Origin of the sequence: Mesorhizobium sp. M0833, from assembly GCF_040319905.1 — a bacterium.
GTDB lineage: Bacteria > Pseudomonadota > Alphaproteobacteria > Rhizobiales > Rhizobiaceae > Mesorhizobium.
On the sequence record NZ_JAMYOQ010000009.1, the window covers coordinates 106,205 to 123,947 of the forward strand.

Consider the following 17,743-nt stretch of genomic DNA (forward strand, 5'->3'; position numbering starts at 1 on the left):
CATAAGCGCCTCAAAGGTTAATCGGATACCTTTCAGCGAGCATGTGGTTAACAGGATGTTAGGACAAAATGATGCTTTTGCGGACCGACTTGTGCCCACCCCAGGTGTCCCGCTTGAAGGCCTCACGGCGAGTGGTGCAAATCACTGCTTCGAGTACGGCCGGTACCAGTCGACAAACTTCTTCAGCCCGTCCTCTATCGAAACGCTAGGCCTGAAGCCGAAATCCCGCTCCAGCGCGGTCATGTCGGCGTAAGTCTTCTCGACGTCGCTCGCCTGCATCGGCTCGTTGTGGCGGATTGCCTTGACCTCGAGCAGCCTTTCCAGAATGTCGATGAAGTCGCCCAGGCGCACCGGCCGGTTGTTGCCGACATTGTAGAGCCTGTTCGGCGGAACGTCGGCTGCCGGCGGCTTATCGAGCACGGCGACGACCGCCTTGACCACATCGTCTATGTAGGTGAAATCGCGCCACATTTCGCCATTGTTGAAAACCCGGATCGGCTTGCCCTCGAGCATCGCCCGGGTGAACATCCAATAGGCCATGTCGGGGCGGCCCCAGGGACCATAGACCGTGAAAAACCGCAGGCCGGTCTGCGGTATGCCGAACAGATGGGCGTAGGTGTGGCTCATCAACTCATCGGTTTTCTTGGTGGCGGCGTAGAGCGAAACGGGCTTGTCGACCTGATCGGCTTCGCTGAACGGCACGCTGCGGTTGCCGCCATACACCGAGCTCGACGAGGCATAGACCAGATGCTCGAATGCCGGCTCGGCGCGACAGAATTCGAGCACTTCGAGGTGGCCCATGACATTGGAGCGGACATAGAGCCGCGGATTGTCGAGTGAGTGACGCACACCGGCCTGCGCGGCGAGATGCACGATCCTGACGATGCCTTGCCCGGCCAGAGCAGCCGCAAGCGCGCCCTGTTCGGCAATATCGAGCTGGTGGAACGAAAAATCCTTGCGGGGCAGAAGGCGGGCAAGCCGCCCCTTTTTGAGCGCCAGGTCGTAATAGTCGTTCATGTTGTCGACGCCGACGACCGCTTCTCCCCGGTCGAGCAGATAGTGGCAAACGTGACTGCCAATGAACCCTGCGGCTCCGGTGACAAGTATAGGCAACAAGCTTCTCCACGTGCACAGCCGGGCCGGTATCTGGAGCGGCAGATCCAGCCCATTTCGTCGTGCTATAGTCGAAAGCCGAGGTGGAGACCACCATTAAGCTGATGCGTCAGCTTGCCTCGCGCATGGCTTCGGCCGCCTGCAGGTCAACCGACACCAGTTGGCTGACGCCTTGCTCGGCCATGGTTACCCCGAACAGCCGGTCCATGCGCGCCATCGTGATCGGGTTGTGTGTGATGATGACGAAGCGCGTTTCGGTGGTTGCGGCCATTTCGTCCATCAGATTGCAGAAGCGTTCGACATTGTGGTCGTCGAGCGGCGCGTCGACTTCGTCGAGCACGCAGATCGGCGCCGGGTTGGTCAGGAACACGGCGAAGATCAGCGACATTGCCGTCAACGCCTGCTCGCCGCCGGACAGCAGCGTCATCGTCTGCGGCTTCTTGCCGGGCGGTCGCGCCAGGATCTCGAGCCCGGCTTCGAGCGGATCGTCGGACTCGATCAGTTGCAGCTCGGCGGTGCCGCCGCCGAACAGATGCGAAAACAGCCGTTGAAAATGGCCGTTGACCACCTCGAAGGCAGCGAGCAGCCGCTCGCGGCCTTCACGGTTCAGGCTGTGGATCGCCTGCCGCAGCTTCCGGATCGCCTCGATGATGTCGTCGCGTTCGGAGACGATGGTCTCCAGCCGGTCCGACAGTTCCTTCTGCTCTTCCTCGGCGCGCAAATTGACGGCGCCCAACCGTTCGCGCTCGACCTTCAGCCGGTCGAGCTGACGCTCGATCTCGGCCATTTCGGGCATCGGGCTGTCGGGTTCGAGGCCGGTGTGGCGGATCACCAGATGCGGCGGCGTGTTCAGCGTTTCCTGGATGCGCGCTTCGACTTCCAGCCGACGCTCGTCGGCGGCGGTCAGCCGCTCTTCGGCGCGAACACGCGTTTCGCGCGCTTCGGCGAGCGATTGGATGGCAGCGGTCGCAGCCTTGTCCAGCTCGGACTGCCGGTTCTCCGCTTCCTGCAAGCGGTCGCCGGCAGCCTTGCGCAGGCTTTCGGCCTCGGCGAGCTGCGACAGCAAGGCGCGCCGCTTGGCGTCGATCTCGTCGGGGGCGTCGGCCAGCCGCTCGCGCTCGGCCTCGGCCTCGGCCTTGCGTTCGCCGAGCGCTGCGATCTGCGTCGACGCGTTTTCGGCGCGCTCCACCCAGTTGCGCCGTTCCGCGCCGATGGCGTCGAGCCGGCGCGCACGTGCCTCGGCTTCCCGCTTCAGGCCCTCGTGAACGGCGCGCGCATCAGCAAGGGCGGCGCGGTCGCGGGCGACGTTGGCGGCCGACTGGTCGAGTTGCGACTGCAGATCGCCGAGATCGGGCGCGTCCTGCAGCAGCATTTCCGCCTCGACGAATGCTGTCGCCGTTTCCTCATGGCTGTCGACAATGCGGGCGCGCGCCTCGTCAAGTGCTGCACGCCGGCTCGACAGTTCGCCGCCGGCCTTTTCGGCCTCGGCCAGCGCATTGCGAGCAGCGTCCAGCCCGTGCTGGGCGTCGCGCCCGGCCTGTCGAGCGGAGCGTTCGGCTTCGCTCGCCTGGGCAAGCGCCTGTTCGGCCCGGGCAAGAGCCTGTTCGGCGTCGCGCAGGATGCGGGTGGCATCAACGGCTTCGGCGTCGAGTTCGGCCAGCCGGTTTTTCTGCGCCAGCCGCTGCGCGGCAGCGGTCGGCGCATCGGCGCTGGCGGTAAAGCCGTCCCAGCGCCACAGCGCGCCTTCGCGGCTGACCAATCGCTGCCCGGGAGCAAGCAGCGTCTGCAGCCTTCTTCCGTCGGCGGCTTCGACAATGCCGATCTGGGCCAGCCGGCGGGCCAGCTGCGCCGGCGCGCGCACCACGCTAGCGAGGCTCTTTATACCTTCGGGCAACGCGGCGTCGCTGGGCTGGATTTCGCTCTGGCCCCAATGCACCGGCGCGCTGCGGTCGAGGGGCACGTCGAGATCTTCGCCAAGTGCGGCACCCAGCGCCGTCTCGTAGCCGCGCTCGACGCTGATCTGCTCCAGCACCGAGGGAAACAAGTCGCCGCTCGCAGCATTGAGGATCTTGGCAAGCGTGCGGGCCTCGGTTTCGATCCGCGCCAGCTCGGCCTTTGCGTCCTGAACCGGTGGGCGGGCAGCACCTTCGCCCGCACGCGCCTCGGCGACCGCCCGTTCGGCTGCAATCGCTGCTGCCTCGGCCCCTTCGAGCAGTGCCAGCGCCTGTTCGACCAGCAGCCGCTTCTCGGCGGGATCGGGCAGGCCGGCGGCCCTGGAGACGATCTCCGACAATTCGCGGTCGACATCGGCAAGCTGGCGGCCAAAGCGGTCGCGGCGCTCAGCGGTGTCGCGCAGCGTCCGTTCGATCTGGTTGCGCGAGGCGGCGGCCTCCGCCCGTTCGGCGGTCAGCGCGGCGAGCCTGGCCTCGCTCGAGGCAAGCGTCGATGCCGCCTGCTCGAAAGCCCCGCGGGTGCTGGCCTCACGCTCGGCGGCGCCGGCGTTTTCGGCGTTGAGCGCGGCTTCTTCGGCAGCGAGACGTTCGAGAATATCCGCATTGTCGCGGACCATGCGCTCCTCGCGGGCAAGGTCGCCATCAAGCTGTTGCAGTCGGCGGTCGAGCTCTGCCTGGCGGGCGCGGATGCGGCCTGCCTCTTCCTCGATCTGCGCCTTGGCGATCGACAGACGCTGGAAGGCTGCGGCGGCTGCTGCTTCCGCATCGCGCAGGTCCGGCAGCCGGTGGGCGTTGATGCCTTGTTCCCTGGCGGCAGCCATCTGGGCGGCAGCACGGTCGCCGACCAGCGCGGTGGCAATCGCCAGCGCCGAACGCGCTTCGCCTTCCTGCGTCTTGGCCAGCGTCCAGCGAAGATGCAGCAGCGTCGCTTCGGCCTTGCGGATGTCGGCCGACAGGTTCTTGAAGCGCGAGGCTTGGCGGGCCTGGCGTTTCAGGCTTTCGATCTGGCTTTCCAGCTCGCCGACGACGTCGTCCAGCCTTTCGAGGTTCTGTTCCGCCGCCTTCAGCCGCAGCTCGGCTTCGTGGCGCCGTGTGTGCAGGCCGGAAATTCCGGCCGCCTCTTCCAGCAGCGCGCGGCGCGCCTGCGGCTTTGCCTGGATCAGCTCGCCGATGCGGCCCTGCCCGACCATCGACGGCGAACGCGCGCCGGTCGACTGGTCGGCGAACAGCAACTGCACATCCTTGGCGCGGGCTTCCTTGCCGTTGATGCGGTAGAGCGAACCCGCCTCGCGTTCGATGCGGCGCGAAACCTGCAACTCGTCTGCATCATTGAAGGCCGAGGGCGCGCTACGGTCGCTGTTGTCGAGAAAAAGCGTGACTTCAGCGGTGTTGCGGGCCGGTCGTGTTCCGGAACCGGAAAAGATGACGTCGTCCATGCCGGACGCACGCATGTTCTTGTAGGAGCTTTCGCCCATAACCCAGCGCAGCGCCTCGACCAGGTTCGATTTGCCGCAGCCATTCGGCCCGACGATGCCGGTCAGACCGCGTTCGATGACGAACTCGCCGGGTTCTACGAAGGATTTGAAGCCGAGCAGGCGAAGGCGCGAGAACTTCATTCGCGCCGGCCCATAGCCAAGTTTCGCAACACTGTTCCGGGGTTTTGCAAGGAGAACCCGCGGCAAAACAAAGAAGTGCGTACGCCGAAGCGACGCCGCTTCGGCACTGCCGAAACGTCAGAGCAGAGGGTCGATGATGGCCGACATTTCCGCAATCGACATCGCCCCTTTGTAGGTCTTTCCGTTGATGAAAAAGGTCGGTGTGGAATCGACCTTGAATTCGTCGGCGCCGCGCTTCTGGACGGATCTCACATCGTCCAGAAGTTTCTGGTCCGTCAAGCAGGCCTCGAAGGACTCCTGTGTAAAACCGGCAAGCTTGGCGATTTGCAGCAGTGCGTCCTTGGTATTGTTCACACCAACCCAGTTGGCCTGCTGCCTGAACAGAACGTCGACCATCGGGAAATAGTTGTCCTTGGAGCAGCGCGCCAGCATGAAACCGGCCTCGGCGCTGGGATCGAACGGAAACTCGCGCAGGATGTAACGGGCTTTGCCGGTGTCGATATATTTCGTCTTCAGCTCCGGAAAAGTGGTCTCGGCGAAATGCGCGCAATGCGGGCAGGTCATCGATGCATATTCGACGATAGTGACCTTTGCATCGTCCTTGCCGAGCTGCATGTCGGGCAGCGCGCCGGGCTTCAACAAGGCTGCCATATCCACCGTGCCCTGAGCTTCAGGCGCTTTGGCGGCGGCCGGAGCGGCCGGCTTCGCAGGTTCCGCCGGAGCCGCAGGTTTCACATCCTGCGCCTCGGCTTTCTCGCCCGAGTCGCTGCAGGCGGCAAGCAGGGCCGCCGCTGGTATTGCGGCCAGCGAAGTCAAAAGGTGTCTGCGGGACAAGGAACGAAGCATACGAATCACCTGGCAATAGTTGGATTTTGCAATGCAAAGGCTACAAAAAGCGAGAGTTGGCGCGAATTAAGGCATTACCGCCCCTATTCCAATCGCCAAATCCGGGCATACCATCACGATAGCGCGAGATCACGGCTTCTTTTGACCAAGAATGGTGGCGCCAAGCCGCTCCAACGAGGCGCGCAGCCCGTCGTCCTCGATCAAACCGACAGTGCCCGACAGCTTCGCCTTCTCCGCCACGGTCAGCGGCCGCAAACTGGATTTCGGCTTTTCCTTGCCCGCCATTACCGGCTTCTGCACGATCCTGATCCGGCCGATCGCATTGAAACCGAGAAACGCATTGACCCGGTTGATGATCTCGCCGGTCTCGTGCTGCAGATGCAGTGCCGCCACACCCTCGCAGGCAATTACCAGCACTGCCGGCTCGAACGGATCGTCCTCGTGCATGCGGCGCGGCCACTGGATCTTTTCCGGGCGTGAGCGGCCGGCAAGCCGCGGTCCGGCAATCTCTTCCCACGACTGGACCAGCCCGATCGACATGCCGGCCCGCTTGCGCAGCACCGGGTCGAGGATCTCGGTTGCGAGATCGCTCACCGGAACGGGATTGCCGAAGGGCCTTTTCCCTGCCATGTGCGTTCTCCAACTTCAGCACCAGTGGATTAGCCGACCCTCGATCAATGGCACTGCACGACCAGACCCGCAAGGCCGTATCCGGAGACAATGGCGAGATCGCGTTCCGGCTGCTTAGCTGGTACGACGCGCATCACCGCGAGCTGCCGTGGCGCGTTCCGCCGCGTGCGCTGGCAGGCGGCGCCCAGCCCGATCCCTATCTCGTCTGGCTTTCCGAAGTGATGCTGCAGCAAACCACGGTCGAGGCGGTAAAATCCTATTTCCGGGCTTTCGTGCAGAAATGGCCAACTGTCGAGGCACTGGCGGCGGCACCGACCGAAGACGTCATGAAGGCCTGGGCCGGGCTCGGCTATTATTCCCGCGCCCGTAACCTCAAAGCCTGCGCCGATCTCGTCGCGCGGCAAGGCGGCCGCTTTCCGGACAGCGAGTCCGGCTTGAGGGAACTGCCCGGCATCGGCGCCTATACGGCGGCGGCGATCGCGGCGATCGCCTTCGACCGACCAGCCGCGGTCGTCGACGGCAATGTCGAACGGGTCGTCTCACGGCTGTATTCGATCGCCACGCCGCTGGGCGACGCCAAGGGCGAGATACGCGGTCAGGTCGAACGCATGGTTCCCCCGACAAGGCCCGGCGACTTCGCGCAGGCGATGATGGACCTGGGCGCGACGATCTGCACGCCGCGCCGGCCCCGCTGCATGCTCTGCCCCGTCAGGCAGGATTGCAGCGCCACAATCTCGGGCGATCCCGAGCGCTTTCCGGTCCGCCTGCCCAAGGCCGAGAAACCCTTGCGCCGCGGCGCCGCCTTCGTCGCCGTCAGGAGCGACGGCGCCATCCTTTTGCGCAAGCGCGCGGATAAAGGCCTGCTGGGCGGCATGACAGAAGTGCCGACGACCGGCTGGACCGCGCGGATCGATGGCGCCACCACGGCGGCGGCGGCCCCGTTCCCCGGCGACTGGCGGCAGGCCGGACGCATCGGCCATATCTTTACCCATTTTGCGCTTGAACTCGACGTGTTCAAGGCGAAGACCGACAGCGTCGGCCCGGCCGGGCATTTCTGGTCGCTGGCCCATGAAATTTCCGGAGAGGCGCTGCCGAGCGTCATGAAAAAGGTAATCGAAGCGGCGATACCGGGCGCGACGAAGAAGCAGCGGCCGCATTGAAAGAGAGAAGAATGTCCGAAATCCGCCACATCGTTTTCGACATCGGCAAAGTGCTGATCCACTATGATCCGAACCTGCCGTTCAGCCGCTTGATCCCCGATCCCGACGAACGGAAATGGTTCTTCGACAATGTCTGCACGCATGACTGGAACATCGAGCAGGACCGCGGCCGCAGCTGGGAAGAGGCCGAAGCGCTGGCAATCGCTCAGTATCCCGACCATGCCGAAAACATCCGCAATTTCCGCCGGCACTGGCACGAGATGGTGCCTCATGCCTATGAGGACAGCGTCGCCATCATGATCGGGCTGATCGAGAGCGGCCACGACGTGACGATGCTGACCAATTTCGCGGCCGATACGCTTGCCGAGGCCCGCGAGCGGTTCGATTTCCTCAATAGGCCGCGCGGCGTGACCGTTTCGGGCGACATCCGCCAGATCAAGCCGGATCGCGCCATCTACGATCACCACGTCGCCGCGTTCGGCCTCGATCCGGCAGCCACGCTGTTCATCGACGACAGCCAGAAGAATGTCGACGGCGCCAAGGCGGCCGGTTGGCAGGCTGTGCTGTTCACCGATGCAAAGACGCTCAGGGCGGACCTTGAGCGCCTTGGGATCAAAGTGTGATTTGAATCGCTTCCAGAGGTTGGGTGAGCCTTGGCATAACCGATCTATCGCAGCTTGGAGCCTCAGGCCCCTGCCCGCTCCATGCCCAGGCGGGCAATGCGGCGAAGCTCGTCGATCGGTGTCAGACCGCCGCTGCGCTCATAATGCCAGAAGGTCCAGCCATTGCATGCGTCCAGCCCCTGCACGTGTGCGCCGATCTTGTGGATCGACCCGGCACTGTCGCCGATCGCCAGCGTGCCATCGGCACGCACTTTTGCCGCCCAGCGCTTCTTGGCGTCGTAGAGCGTGGCGCCGGGCGCCACCAAGCCATTGTCGAGAAGCGTGACGAATGCGACGCGCGGCTCAGCCCGCTTGCCGGTCAGCACCGTCAAATTGGCGCCTTCCAGCGGCCGGACCGCATCGATACGTTCCATGGCGGCATCGATATAGGCCTGCTCACGCTCGATGCCGACGAAGTGGCGGCCAAGCCGCTTGGCCACAGCCCCGGTGGTACCTGAACCGAAGAAGGGGTCGAGCACGATGTCGCCTGGCCTGGTCGATGCCGTCATGACGCGGGCAAGCAACGCTTCCGGCTTCTGCGTCGGATGCAATTTGTCACCATTGTCGTTCTTCAGGCGCTCGCCGCCGGTGCAGATCGGAAATAGCCAGTCGGAACGCATCTGAACGTCGTCATTCGACGCCTTCAGCGCCTCGTAGTTGAATGTGTAACCCTTGCCCTTTTGGTCGCGCGATGCCCAGATCATCGTCTCATGCGCGTTCTGGAAACGGCGGCCACGGAAATTGGGCATTGGATTGGTCTTGCGCCAGACGACGTCGTTGAGGATCCAGAAGCCCAGGTCCTGCATCTTGGCGCCGACCCTGAAAATATTGTGGTAGGAGCCGATGACCCAGATCGTGCCGTTGGGCTTCAACACGCGGCGCGCCGCCAGCAGCCAGGCGCGAGTGAAGGCGTCGTAGGCCTCAAAACTGTCGAACTGGTCCCAATGGTCGTCGACGGCATCGACCTTGGATTGGTCGGGCCGGTGCAGATCGCCATCGAGCTGCAGATTGTAAGGCGGATCGGCAAAGATCACGTCGATCGACTTTTCCGGCAGCCGTTCGAGCGCGGCGACGCAGTCGCCCTTCAGGATCGTATCCAGCCACTCGGATTGCTGGGGAGCATCGGAAAGGTCGTCGAGAAGACGCACGGCAGACATTGTGACACCCAAGGCACGCGTTACTGTTTACTGTCCGTTATGGTTACCGATCAGCGTAAATATTCAGTGAAGCAGCACGCCGAATTTGCGAAGCCCGGCCTGTTGGTGTATGCCGCGCCGCCTGAGCCGTTTTGACCAAAGGCCCTCTCGGCATTCCCCTCATCCCGCTTCCCGGATCACCATGCCCCAGCCAGATCTTGTCATCTTCGATTGCGACGGCGTGCTCGTCGATTCCGAAATCATCGCCGCGCGTATCGATGCCGAGCTTTTGACCTCGGCCGGCTACGAGATATCGGCCGAGGAGATTTCCGAGGTCTATGCCGGGCTGACTTTCAAGGACATCATGATGCGGGTCGAGGAAAAGTCCCGGATCCCGTTCCAGGCCTCCTTGATCGACAAGGAGGAACAGCTTGTCGATCGCAGGCTGCGCAGCGACGTGCGTGCCATCGACGGAGCGCACGAAGCTGTCGCCGCGGTAGCAGTGCCGCGCTGCGTCTGTTCGAATTCGCGTTCTGAGCGGATCGAATTCATGCTGGAGAAGGTGCAGCTTTTGCCGTTCTTTGCCGGCCGGATCTTTTCCTCGCTGGAAACCCCGACCGGGAAAACCAAGCCGGCGCCGGACGTGTTTCGGTTCGCCGCGGAAAAGCTCAAGGCCGATCCGGCGAACACCTTTGTCATCGAGGATTCGGTGCATGGCGTCACCGGCGCCAAGACGGCGGGAATGCGCGTCATCGGCTTTACCGGCGCGGCGCACAGCTATCCCGGCCACGCCGATGCGCTGACCGAGGCCGGCGCGGAAACGGTCATCCGCCGCTGGGCGGAACTGAAAAGCGTGATCGCCGCGCTGTCGGAATGGTCGGCGGACGCGTGAGAGGCCGCCTCAGCCGCCGCGGCGCGAATGCAGCGGCTTAGTTGGTCGCGGCGGCTTTCTTCTTCCTCGGCTTGTCTGTCGCTACTTTCGGAGCGCCCTCGTCATACCCGGCATATGCCTGGTAGTCCTTCGCCGTCGGCTCCGGAACGACGACGTTGGAATCGGTGAAGACGAACTGCGTGGCACTCGAAGGATCGGTAACCTGGACCTGATAGGAGTGAAGCTGCGAATAGAGAACTTCGGTGCCGTGCATCACCGCGATGCGGATCGGCATGGTGATGGTCCCGGGGGTGAACATCGGGCCAGGCACGACCTTGCCGGCGACGGCTATCTTCATCGACAAGGAGCCGTTGGCGCGGCTGCAGTCGCGGGTCACATCGGTGATCGAAGCCTGATAGATGATCTTGGCGGAATCGTCCGGCTGATCGACGCTAGCCGCGTCCGTTGCCGGCTGCGCGGCTTCCTCGGCGGCAACATCGGTTTTTTTCTTCGGCTTCGGACCGCTCTTGGCGTAGGTATTGAAGAAAGCGGTGCCGTCACGCAACGTCACTTTCGGGCAATAGGCCTGCAGCTGGCTGGAAAGCACCTTGGGATCGGGTGGCGGTGGCGGCGTCGTGTCCTTCTTGCCGAAGCCGAGAATACCATTGTCGCTCGATTGGCAGCCTGCGGCGGCAAGCATAAAGCCGGCGAGCCCCAGACCCGCGACAAAACGACCGTTGAATGAATGAAACGCCATGAACTGCACTTCCCTCTCGCAAAGCCGGTGACGTATATCAACCGCGCGGCAAAAATGCGACTGAGCCCGCGCAGAAATCCACCACCTCGCGGCGGGCCAAAATTCCCGGCAGCAATGGAAACGTAACGATGCAATATGTGAGTACCCGCGGGGAAGCGCCCGCGCTTGGATTTTCCGACGCCGTGCTGGCCGGACTGGCGCGCGACGGAGGGCTCTACCTGCCGAGCGCCTGGCCGCATTTTTCCGCAGCCGAGATCCGCGCCATGCGCGGCCTTGCCTATCCCGATCTTGCCATCCGGGTGCTGTCGCCGTTCCTCGGCGGCGAGATCGCGGCGCCGGTGTTCGAACGGCTGGTGCGCGAAGCCTATGCGACCTTCCGCCATGAGGCCGTCTGCCCGCTGGTGCAGACCGGGCCGAACAGCTTCGTGCTCGAGCTCTTCCACGGCCCGACGCTCGCGTTCAAGGACGTGGCGATGCAGCTTCTTGCGCGGCTGATGGACCATGTGCTGGCCGAGTGCGACCAGCGCGCCACCATTGTCGGCGCCACCTCCGGCGACACCGGAGGGGCCGCCATCGATGCCTTTGCCGGGCGCAACCGCACCGACATCTTCGTGCTTTTCCCGCATGGCCGCGTCTCGCCGGTACAGCAGCGGCAGATGACGACCTCGACCGCCGCAAACGTCCATGCGTTGGCGATCGAAGGTAATTTCGATGACTGCCAGGGCCTGGTGAAGGACATGTTCAACGACCACGGTTTTCGCGACCGGGTATCGCTGTCGGGCGTCAATTCGATCAACTGGGCCCGCATCATGGCCCAGATCGTCTATTATTTCTCCTCCGCGCTGTCGCTCGGCGCGCCCGACAGACCGGTTTCCTTCACCGTGCCGACCGGCAATTTCGGCGACATCTTTGCCGGCTATGCCGCCAAGAAGATGGGGCTGCCGATCGAACGGCTGATCATCGCCACCAACGACAACGATATCCTGGCGCGCACGCTGGCGACCGGCGAATACCGCATGAAGGGGGTCTTTTCGACCACTTCGCCCTCGATGGACATCCAGGTGTCTTCGAACTTCGAACGCTTGCTGTTCGAAGCGTCCGGCCGCGATGCCTCGACCGTGCGGCGCTACATGAACGGGCTCAGGCAGTCCGGCGCCTTCACCATCGAGGCTGGCGAAATCGCCAAGATCCGCTCCGAATTCGACGCCGGCCGCGCCACCATGGACGAGGTCGCCGCCACCATCCGCACCACACTAGCGGCGAGCGGCTATCTGCTCGACCCGCATACGGCCGCGGCCGTGCATGTGGCCGCCGGCAAGGCTGCGGGTGAGGTGCCGATGGTGGTGCTGGGCACTGCGCACCCGGCAAAGTTTCCCGCCGCCGTCGAAGCCGCCAGCGGCGTGTCGCCTGCCCTGCCTGCATGGCTAGGCGGGTTGATGAGCGCCGAGGAAAAATACACGGTACTTCCATCCGACCTGAAAATGGTGGAAGATTATCTCGGCCGCCACACGCGGGCGGCGCGTTAGGGAGTAATTGCCATATGGGTGTTGAGGTAAGCCGTCTGTCGAACGGCCTGACAGTCGCCACCGAAACCCTTCCAAGCCTCGAATCTGTTGCCCTTGGCGCCTGGGTCAAGTCGGGCGCACGCAACGAGCGTGACGAAGAGCACGGAATGGCGCACTTGCTCGAGCACATGGCTTTCAAGGGCACCAGGCGGCGAAGCGCCTTCGAGATTGCCTCGGAGATCGAGGACGTCGGCGGCGAGATCAATGCCGCCACCAGCGTCGAGACGACCTCCTATTATGCAAGGGTTCTGAGCGACGACGTGCCGCTGGCGGTCGATATTCTTTCCGACATCCTGCAGGAATCCGAATTCGATCCGCAGGAGTTGGAACGAGAGCAGCATGTGATTTTGCAGGAGATCGGCGCCGCGCACGATACGCCCGACGACGTCGTTTTCGATCACTTTACCGAGACCGCCTTTCGCCACCAGACTATCGGCCGCTCGATTCTCGGCACGCCGGAAACCGTCAAATCCTTCACTTCGAAACAGTTGCACGACTTCATCGAGCGACAGTACGGCGCCGAGAACATGGTGATGGTGGCGGCCGGCGATATCAAGCACGACGATTTCGTGCGGGAGGTCGAAAAGCGTCTCGGCAGCTTCCGCGGCAAGGCCGACGGCACCATCCCGCAATATGCGCAGTATGTCGGCGGCGATTTTCGCGAGGACCGCGACCTGATGGACGCCCAGATCGTGCTGGGTTTCGAGGGCCGCGCCTATCACGTCCGCGATTTCTATGCCTCCCAGGTCCTGTCGATGATCCTCGGCGGCGGCATGTCGTCGCGACTTTTCCAGGAAGTCCGCGAAAAACGCGGCCTGTGCTATTCGGTCTATGCCTTCCATTGGGGTTTTTCCGACACCGGCGTCTTCGGGGTCCATGCCGCGACCGGACAAAGCGATATTGCCGAGCTGGTGCCTGTGATCATCGACGAGCTGCAAAAGGCCGGCGAAAACATCCTGCAGGAGGAGCTCGACCGGGCGCGGGCGCAATACCGCGCCGGGCTGATCATGTCGGCCGAGAGCCCGGCCAGCCGCGCCTCGCAGATCGCCAGGCAGTTGCTTCTGTTCGGCAGGCCGATTGCCAAGGAAGAGCTGATGGAGCGCCTGTCGGCGTTGACTGTCGAGCGGCTGACGGATCTGTCGTCCCGGCTTTTTTCGACCAAGCCGACGCTTACAGCTGTCGGGCCGGTGGGTACGCTCGCGCCCTATGAGGCGATTCTCGATTCGCTTTCGGGCACGCAGACCACTGCCCGTAAGCTTGCCGTCTAAGCCCATTCGAGCATCGTGTTCGCGCTCCCTTTCTTTCGCCGCGACCTGCCGGCACTGAAGGGCGAGCTGGTCACGCTGCGCGTGCCGCTGACCAACGACTATCGCGAGTGGTCGGTGCTGCGCAGTGAAAGCCGCGCCTTCCTCGAGCCGTGGGAGCCGCGATGGACGCCTGACGAGCTCGACCGCACGGCGTGGCGGCACCGTATCGGCCGCTACCGCGAGGACTACGCGCAGGGGACGGCGATCGCCTTCTTCATCTTCGAGAAAAGCAGCGGCAAGCTGGCCGGCGGTATCACCCTCGGCAATATCCGCCACGGGGTCGCCCAAAGCGGCCATATCGGCTACTGGATCGGCGAGCGCTTCAGCGGACGCGGCCTGATGACCGATGCCGTCAAGGTGGTGACGCGTTTCGCCTTCGAAACGCTGCGGTTGCACCGGATCGAAGCTGCCTGTATCCCCGATAATGCCCGGTCGATCCGCGTGCTTGAAAAAGCCGGATTCCGGCGCGAAGGACTGCTACGATCCTATCTCAGGATCAACGGCATCTGGCAGGACCATTACCTATACGCCCGAATCGCGGACGATCCGCCGGGCGTTGGCACAAAGGACTGATTTTTGACGAACTTTCTGCGCAACGGGTCGCTGCTTGCCTTTATGCTGGCGGCAATCGTCACGCTCTGCGCGGCATCGTCGGCGTTTGCGGTCGAACCGATCAAGATTGCCCGCGACGACGTGGCGCTCGACCTTTCGGGTGCCGTCGCAATCTACCGCAACCAAGGCGAGAATTTCCAGGTCTCGACGGCACCCGGCCCGGACGGCATCGTGCGGCGCATCGAGGTCGAGGCCAATGACGCGCGCTCGACCGGCGACTGGGCGGTGTTCGCGCTCGCTAACACCACCGACCAGCAGCTCGACAGGCTGATTGTCGCACCGCATTTCCGGCTGGTGAATTCCGGCCTGTTCTGGCCGGATCTCGGCTCGACCCGTATCGCTGCGATCACGCCCAGCGAAGGCTTTGCGCTCGACCGCCAGACCAGCCCCGACGCCGACGTGTTCCGGGTGACATTGAACCCCGGAACGGTGATCACCTTCATCGCCGAGCTCGCCTCGCCCAAGCTGCCGCAGGTCTATCTGTGGGATCCTGAATCCTACAAGGACTCGGTCAATTCCTACACGCTGTTTCGTGGCATCGTCATCGGCATCGCCGGCCTGCTGGCGCTGTTCCTGACCATTCTTTTCGTCGTCAAGGGGACCTCGATGTTCCCGGCGACGGCGGCCCTTGCCTGGGCGGTGCTTGCGTATATCTGCGTCGATTTCGGCTTTCTTAACAAGATCATAGAAATATCCCCGGGCAACGAGCAGATGTGGCGCGCCGGAACGGAGGTGGCGCTTGCGGCGACCTTCGTGGTGTTCCTGTTTGCCTATCTCAACCTCAACCGGTGGCACGGCCATTTCAGCTACGGCGCGCTGGTCTGGATTCTCGGGCTGGTGCTGATCGCCGGCGTCGCCATCATCGATCCGGCGGTTGCCGCCGGCATTGCCAGGCTGTCCTTCGCCGCCACCGCACTGACCGGGCTCGGCCTGATCATCTTCCTCGGTATCCGCGGTTACGACCGCGCCATCATGCTCGTGCCCAGTTGGGTGATGGTTCTGCTGTGGCTATGCGGATCGTGGATGGCGATCACCGGCATGCTGGACAACGATATCGCCCAGCCGGCGCTGGGCGGCGGGCTGATCCTCATCATCCTGCTGATCGGCTTCACGGTGATGCAGCACGCTTTTGCTGGCGGCGCCCTGCATCAGGGCCTGTTCTCCGATCTCGAGCGGCAGGCGCTGGCGGTTGCCGGATCGGGCGATACTGTGTGGGACTGGGACGTGCTGCGCGACCGCGTCGTCACTCGTCCCGACGTCAGCATTCAGCTCGGCCTTGCTCCCAACAGTCTCGGCGGTCCCGCCCGCAACTGGCTGCCGGTGCTGCATGCCGACGACCGCGACACGTTTCGCACGACGCTCGACGTGGTGCTCGAGCACCGGCGTGGCCGGGTGTCGCAAAACTTCCGCCTGCGCGGCGCCGACGGGCACTATCACTGGTTTGCGCTGCGCGCCCGGCCGGTGATCGGCTCGGACGGCGAGGTCATCCGCTGCGTCGGCACCATGGTCGATGTGACGGAGCAGAAGAAGTCCGAGGAACGGCTGCTGCACGACGCCGTGCACGACAATCTGACCGGCTTGCCCAACCGCGAGCTGTTCATGAACCGGCTGGAGGCGATCATTTCGATCGCCCGCACCGAAGAGAAGGTGCGCCCGACCGTCTTCGTCATCGACATCGATCGCTTCAAGCAGGTCAATGACGGGCTCGGCATCTCGGCCGGCGATACCATCCTTTTGACCATAGCGCGGCGGCTGCACCGGCTGCTCAAGCCGAAGGATTCGCTGTCGCGCTTTGCCGGCGACCAGTTCGCGCTGATGCTTTTGTCGGAGCAGGATCCGGCGCGCATCGCGGCCATCGCCGATGCCATCAAGCACGCCATCAACAACCCGATCACCTTCGCCAAGCGCGAGATCGTGCTGACCGCCTCGATCGGGCTGATCACCTGGACGTCCACGCAGACCTCGGCCGAGGACATGGTCAAGGATGCCGAGCTTGCCATGCATCAGGCCAAGCGCTTCGGCGGCGACAGGATCGAGCCGTTCCGGCCCGCCTTTCGCACCGTGGGCACCGACCGGCTGCAGTTCGAGTCCGACCTGCGCCGCGCCGTCGAGCGACGCGAATTCACGCTCGCCTATCAGCCGATCGTGCGGCTGGAGGACGGCAGCGTTGCCGGCTTCGAAGCGTTGCTGCGCTGGGACCATCCGCGGCGCGGCATGATCCCGCCGGCGGATTTCATTCCGGTTGCCGAAAACTGCGGCCTGATCGTGCAGCTTGGGCTGTTCGCCATGCAGCAGGCTGCCGAAGACCTGGCGGGATGGCAAAAGCAGATCGGCGATGCGCCACTGTCGGTCTCGGTCAATCTGTCCAGCCGTCAGCTCATCCGTCGCGACCTGGTCAGCGACGTCCGCTCGGTCATCGCGCGAGCCAACCTGAAACCGCGCTGCTTCCGGCTCGAACTCACCGAATCGCTGGTGATGGACAATCCCGAGCAGACCGCTCATGTGCTGACCAAGCTGAAGCAGCTTGGCATTGGCCTGTCGCTGGACGATTTCGGCACCGGCTACTCATCGCTGGCCTATCTGACGCGCTTTCCATTCGACACCATCAAGATCGACAAGAGCTTCGTCGACGACGCGACGCCGAAACGCGCGGTGCTGCTCAAATCGATGGTCAACATGGCGCATGAGCTCGGCCTGTCGGTCGTTGCCGAAGGCATTTCGGACGAGAACGATGCGCTGGAGCTGCGGCAGATGGGCTGCGAATACGTGCAGAGCTTCATGTTCGGCGCGCCGATGCCCGGCGACCAGGTGCTGAAGACGCTGAAGGAACAGTACCCGCTCACTCAAGCGTGACAAGTTTCGGGGACGTGATGAGGCTCAGGCGTGACCGGCAGCCAGGCTGAGATGCGCGAGATCGATGCCGATCGAGGCAAGGATCCGGTCGTATTTGCGGTCGATGTCGGCGTCGAACAGAAGCTCGGCACTTGCCGGGCAAGTCAGCCAGCCATTCTCGGCGATTTCGTTTTCAAGCTGGCCCGCGCCCCAGCCGGCATAGCCGAGCGCCATCAGAGCCCGCCGGGGTCCGCGGCCGGAGGAGATGGCGCGCAAAATGTCGACGGTCGCGGTCAGGCAGACGTCATCGGACACGGCGAGCGAGGATTCCACCCGGTAGTCGCCCGAATGCAGGACGAAGCCGCGGCTGCGATCCACCGGTCCGCCATTGCGCACGACAAAGTCGCGCGCCGGCGCCGGCAGACGGATCGCCTCCATCTCATTCATGATGCCAAGTTGCACGAGCAGGTCCGGAAACAGCATCTGCTGCGTCTGGTTGATGATCAGCCCCATCGCACCTTCGTCGCTGTGCGCGCAAATGTAGATGACAGAGCGCGTGAAGCGGTCGTCCTTCATGCCGGGCATGGCGATCAGGAACTGGTCGTCGAGAAAGCCGGGGCCTGTGGCCGTCCTTTTATGGCGCAACAAATCCATGGCCACAGCGTAACGCGTTTCCGAAGCCTC

At 63.6% G+C, this 17,743-nt stretch carries 14 protein-coding genes; 7 read left to right on the forward strand and 7 right to left on the reverse strand.

The genetic code is table 11. The features are described 5' to 3' along the window. Positions 1-141 precede the first annotated feature (141 nt). From NKH98_RS12775 to NKH98_RS12790, 4 genes are all read right to left on the reverse strand, one after another. Entirely contained in the window at positions 142-1,113 is a 972-nt protein-coding gene (locus NKH98_RS12775; RefSeq protein WP_352898877.1) for an NAD-dependent epimerase/dehydratase family protein, read from the reverse strand. 109 nt (positions 1,114-1,222) lie between these two features. Continuing rightward, positions 1,223-4,681 (reverse strand): chromosome segregation protein SMC, encoded by a 3,459-nt coding sequence (smc, locus tag NKH98_RS12780; RefSeq protein WP_352898878.1) that lies wholly within the window; start codon positions 4,679-4,681, stop codon positions 1,223-1,225. Positions 4,682-4,798: 117 nt separating this feature from the next. Continuing rightward, positions 4,799-5,527 carry a DsbA family protein gene (locus NKH98_RS12785; protein ID WP_254818473.1) on the reverse strand — a complete coding sequence of 243 codons (729 nt, stop codon included), beginning with the start codon at positions 5,525-5,527 and terminating at the stop codon, positions 4,799-4,801. A gap of 129 nt (positions 5,528-5,656) precedes the next feature. Then, the gene (locus tag NKH98_RS12790; protein WP_352645944.1) at positions 5,657-6,157 is read right to left on the reverse strand and encodes a DUF721 domain-containing protein; all 501 of its coding nucleotides are present in this window, start codon (positions 6,155-6,157) and stop codon (positions 5,657-5,659) included. 47 nt (positions 6,158-6,204) lie between these two features. On the opposite strand from NKH98_RS12790, the gene mutY reads away from it, so the two are divergent. Continuing rightward, positions 6,205-7,317: an A/G-specific adenine glycosylase gene (gene mutY, locus NKH98_RS12795; RefSeq protein ID WP_352898881.1), complete on the forward strand. Its 1,113-nt coding sequence runs from the start codon at positions 6,205-6,207 to the stop codon at positions 7,315-7,317. Positions 7,318-7,328: 11 nt separating this feature from the next. Further along, on the forward strand, positions 7,329-7,940 hold the full coding sequence (locus NKH98_RS12800; RefSeq protein WP_352645940.1) for an HAD family hydrolase: 612 nt from the start codon (positions 7,329-7,331) through the stop codon (positions 7,938-7,940). A gap of 62 nt (positions 7,941-8,002) precedes the next feature. Here NKH98_RS12800 and NKH98_RS12805 read toward each other — a convergent pair whose 3' ends face one another. Further along, the gene (locus NKH98_RS12805) at positions 8,003-9,136 is read right to left on the reverse strand and encodes a site-specific DNA-methyltransferase (RefSeq protein WP_352898883.1); all 1,134 of its coding nucleotides are present in this window, start codon (positions 9,134-9,136) and stop codon (positions 8,003-8,005) included. A gap of 181 nt (positions 9,137-9,317) precedes the next feature. Here NKH98_RS12805 and NKH98_RS12810 point away from each other — a divergent pair, with 181 nt between their 5' ends. After that, complete coding sequence (locus NKH98_RS12810; protein ID WP_254818468.1) at positions 9,318-10,007, forward strand: HAD family hydrolase; 690 nt, start codon at positions 9,318-9,320, stop codon at positions 10,005-10,007. Positions 10,008-10,044: 37 nt separating this feature from the next. Here the strand turns inward: NKH98_RS12810 and NKH98_RS12815 are convergent, their stop codons facing one another. Beyond that, positions 10,045-10,743, reverse strand: coding sequence for a hypothetical protein (locus NKH98_RS12815; RefSeq protein WP_352898885.1), 699 nt, complete (start codon positions 10,741-10,743; stop codon positions 10,045-10,047). A 128-nt stretch (positions 10,744-10,871) separates the two neighbouring features. Between NKH98_RS12815 and thrC the strand changes: the two genes are divergently transcribed. Genes thrC through NKH98_RS12835 form a run of 4 tightly spaced genes read left to right on the forward strand, consistent with a single transcriptional unit; the run spans position 10,872 to position 17,080 of the window. Then, the gene (thrC, locus tag NKH98_RS12820; protein WP_352898887.1) at positions 10,872-12,269 is read left to right on the forward strand and encodes a threonine synthase; all 1,398 of its coding nucleotides are present in this window, start codon (positions 10,872-10,874) and stop codon (positions 12,267-12,269) included. A gap of 14 nt (positions 12,270-12,283) precedes the next feature. Continuing rightward, entirely contained in the window at positions 12,284-13,576 is a 1,293-nt protein-coding gene (locus tag NKH98_RS12825; protein WP_292657506.1) for a M16 family metallopeptidase, read from the forward strand. 15 nt (positions 13,577-13,591) lie between these two features. Beyond that, entirely contained in the window at positions 13,592-14,188 is a 597-nt protein-coding gene (locus NKH98_RS12830) for a GNAT family N-acetyltransferase (protein ID WP_254818464.1), read from the forward strand. Positions 14,189-14,191: 3 nt separating this feature from the next. Then, a complete protein-coding gene (locus tag NKH98_RS12835; protein ID WP_352898889.1) occupies positions 14,192-17,080 on the forward strand; it encodes an EAL domain-containing protein in 2,889 nt (962 codons plus the stop codon). 24 nt (positions 17,081-17,104) lie between these two features. Here the strand turns inward: NKH98_RS12835 and NKH98_RS12840 are convergent, their stop codons facing one another. Beyond that, positions 17,105-17,713: a YqgE/AlgH family protein gene (locus NKH98_RS12840; RefSeq protein WP_254818656.1), complete on the reverse strand. Its 609-nt coding sequence runs from the start codon at positions 17,711-17,713 to the stop codon at positions 17,105-17,107. Between the last annotated feature and the right edge of the window lie 30 nt (positions 17,714-17,743).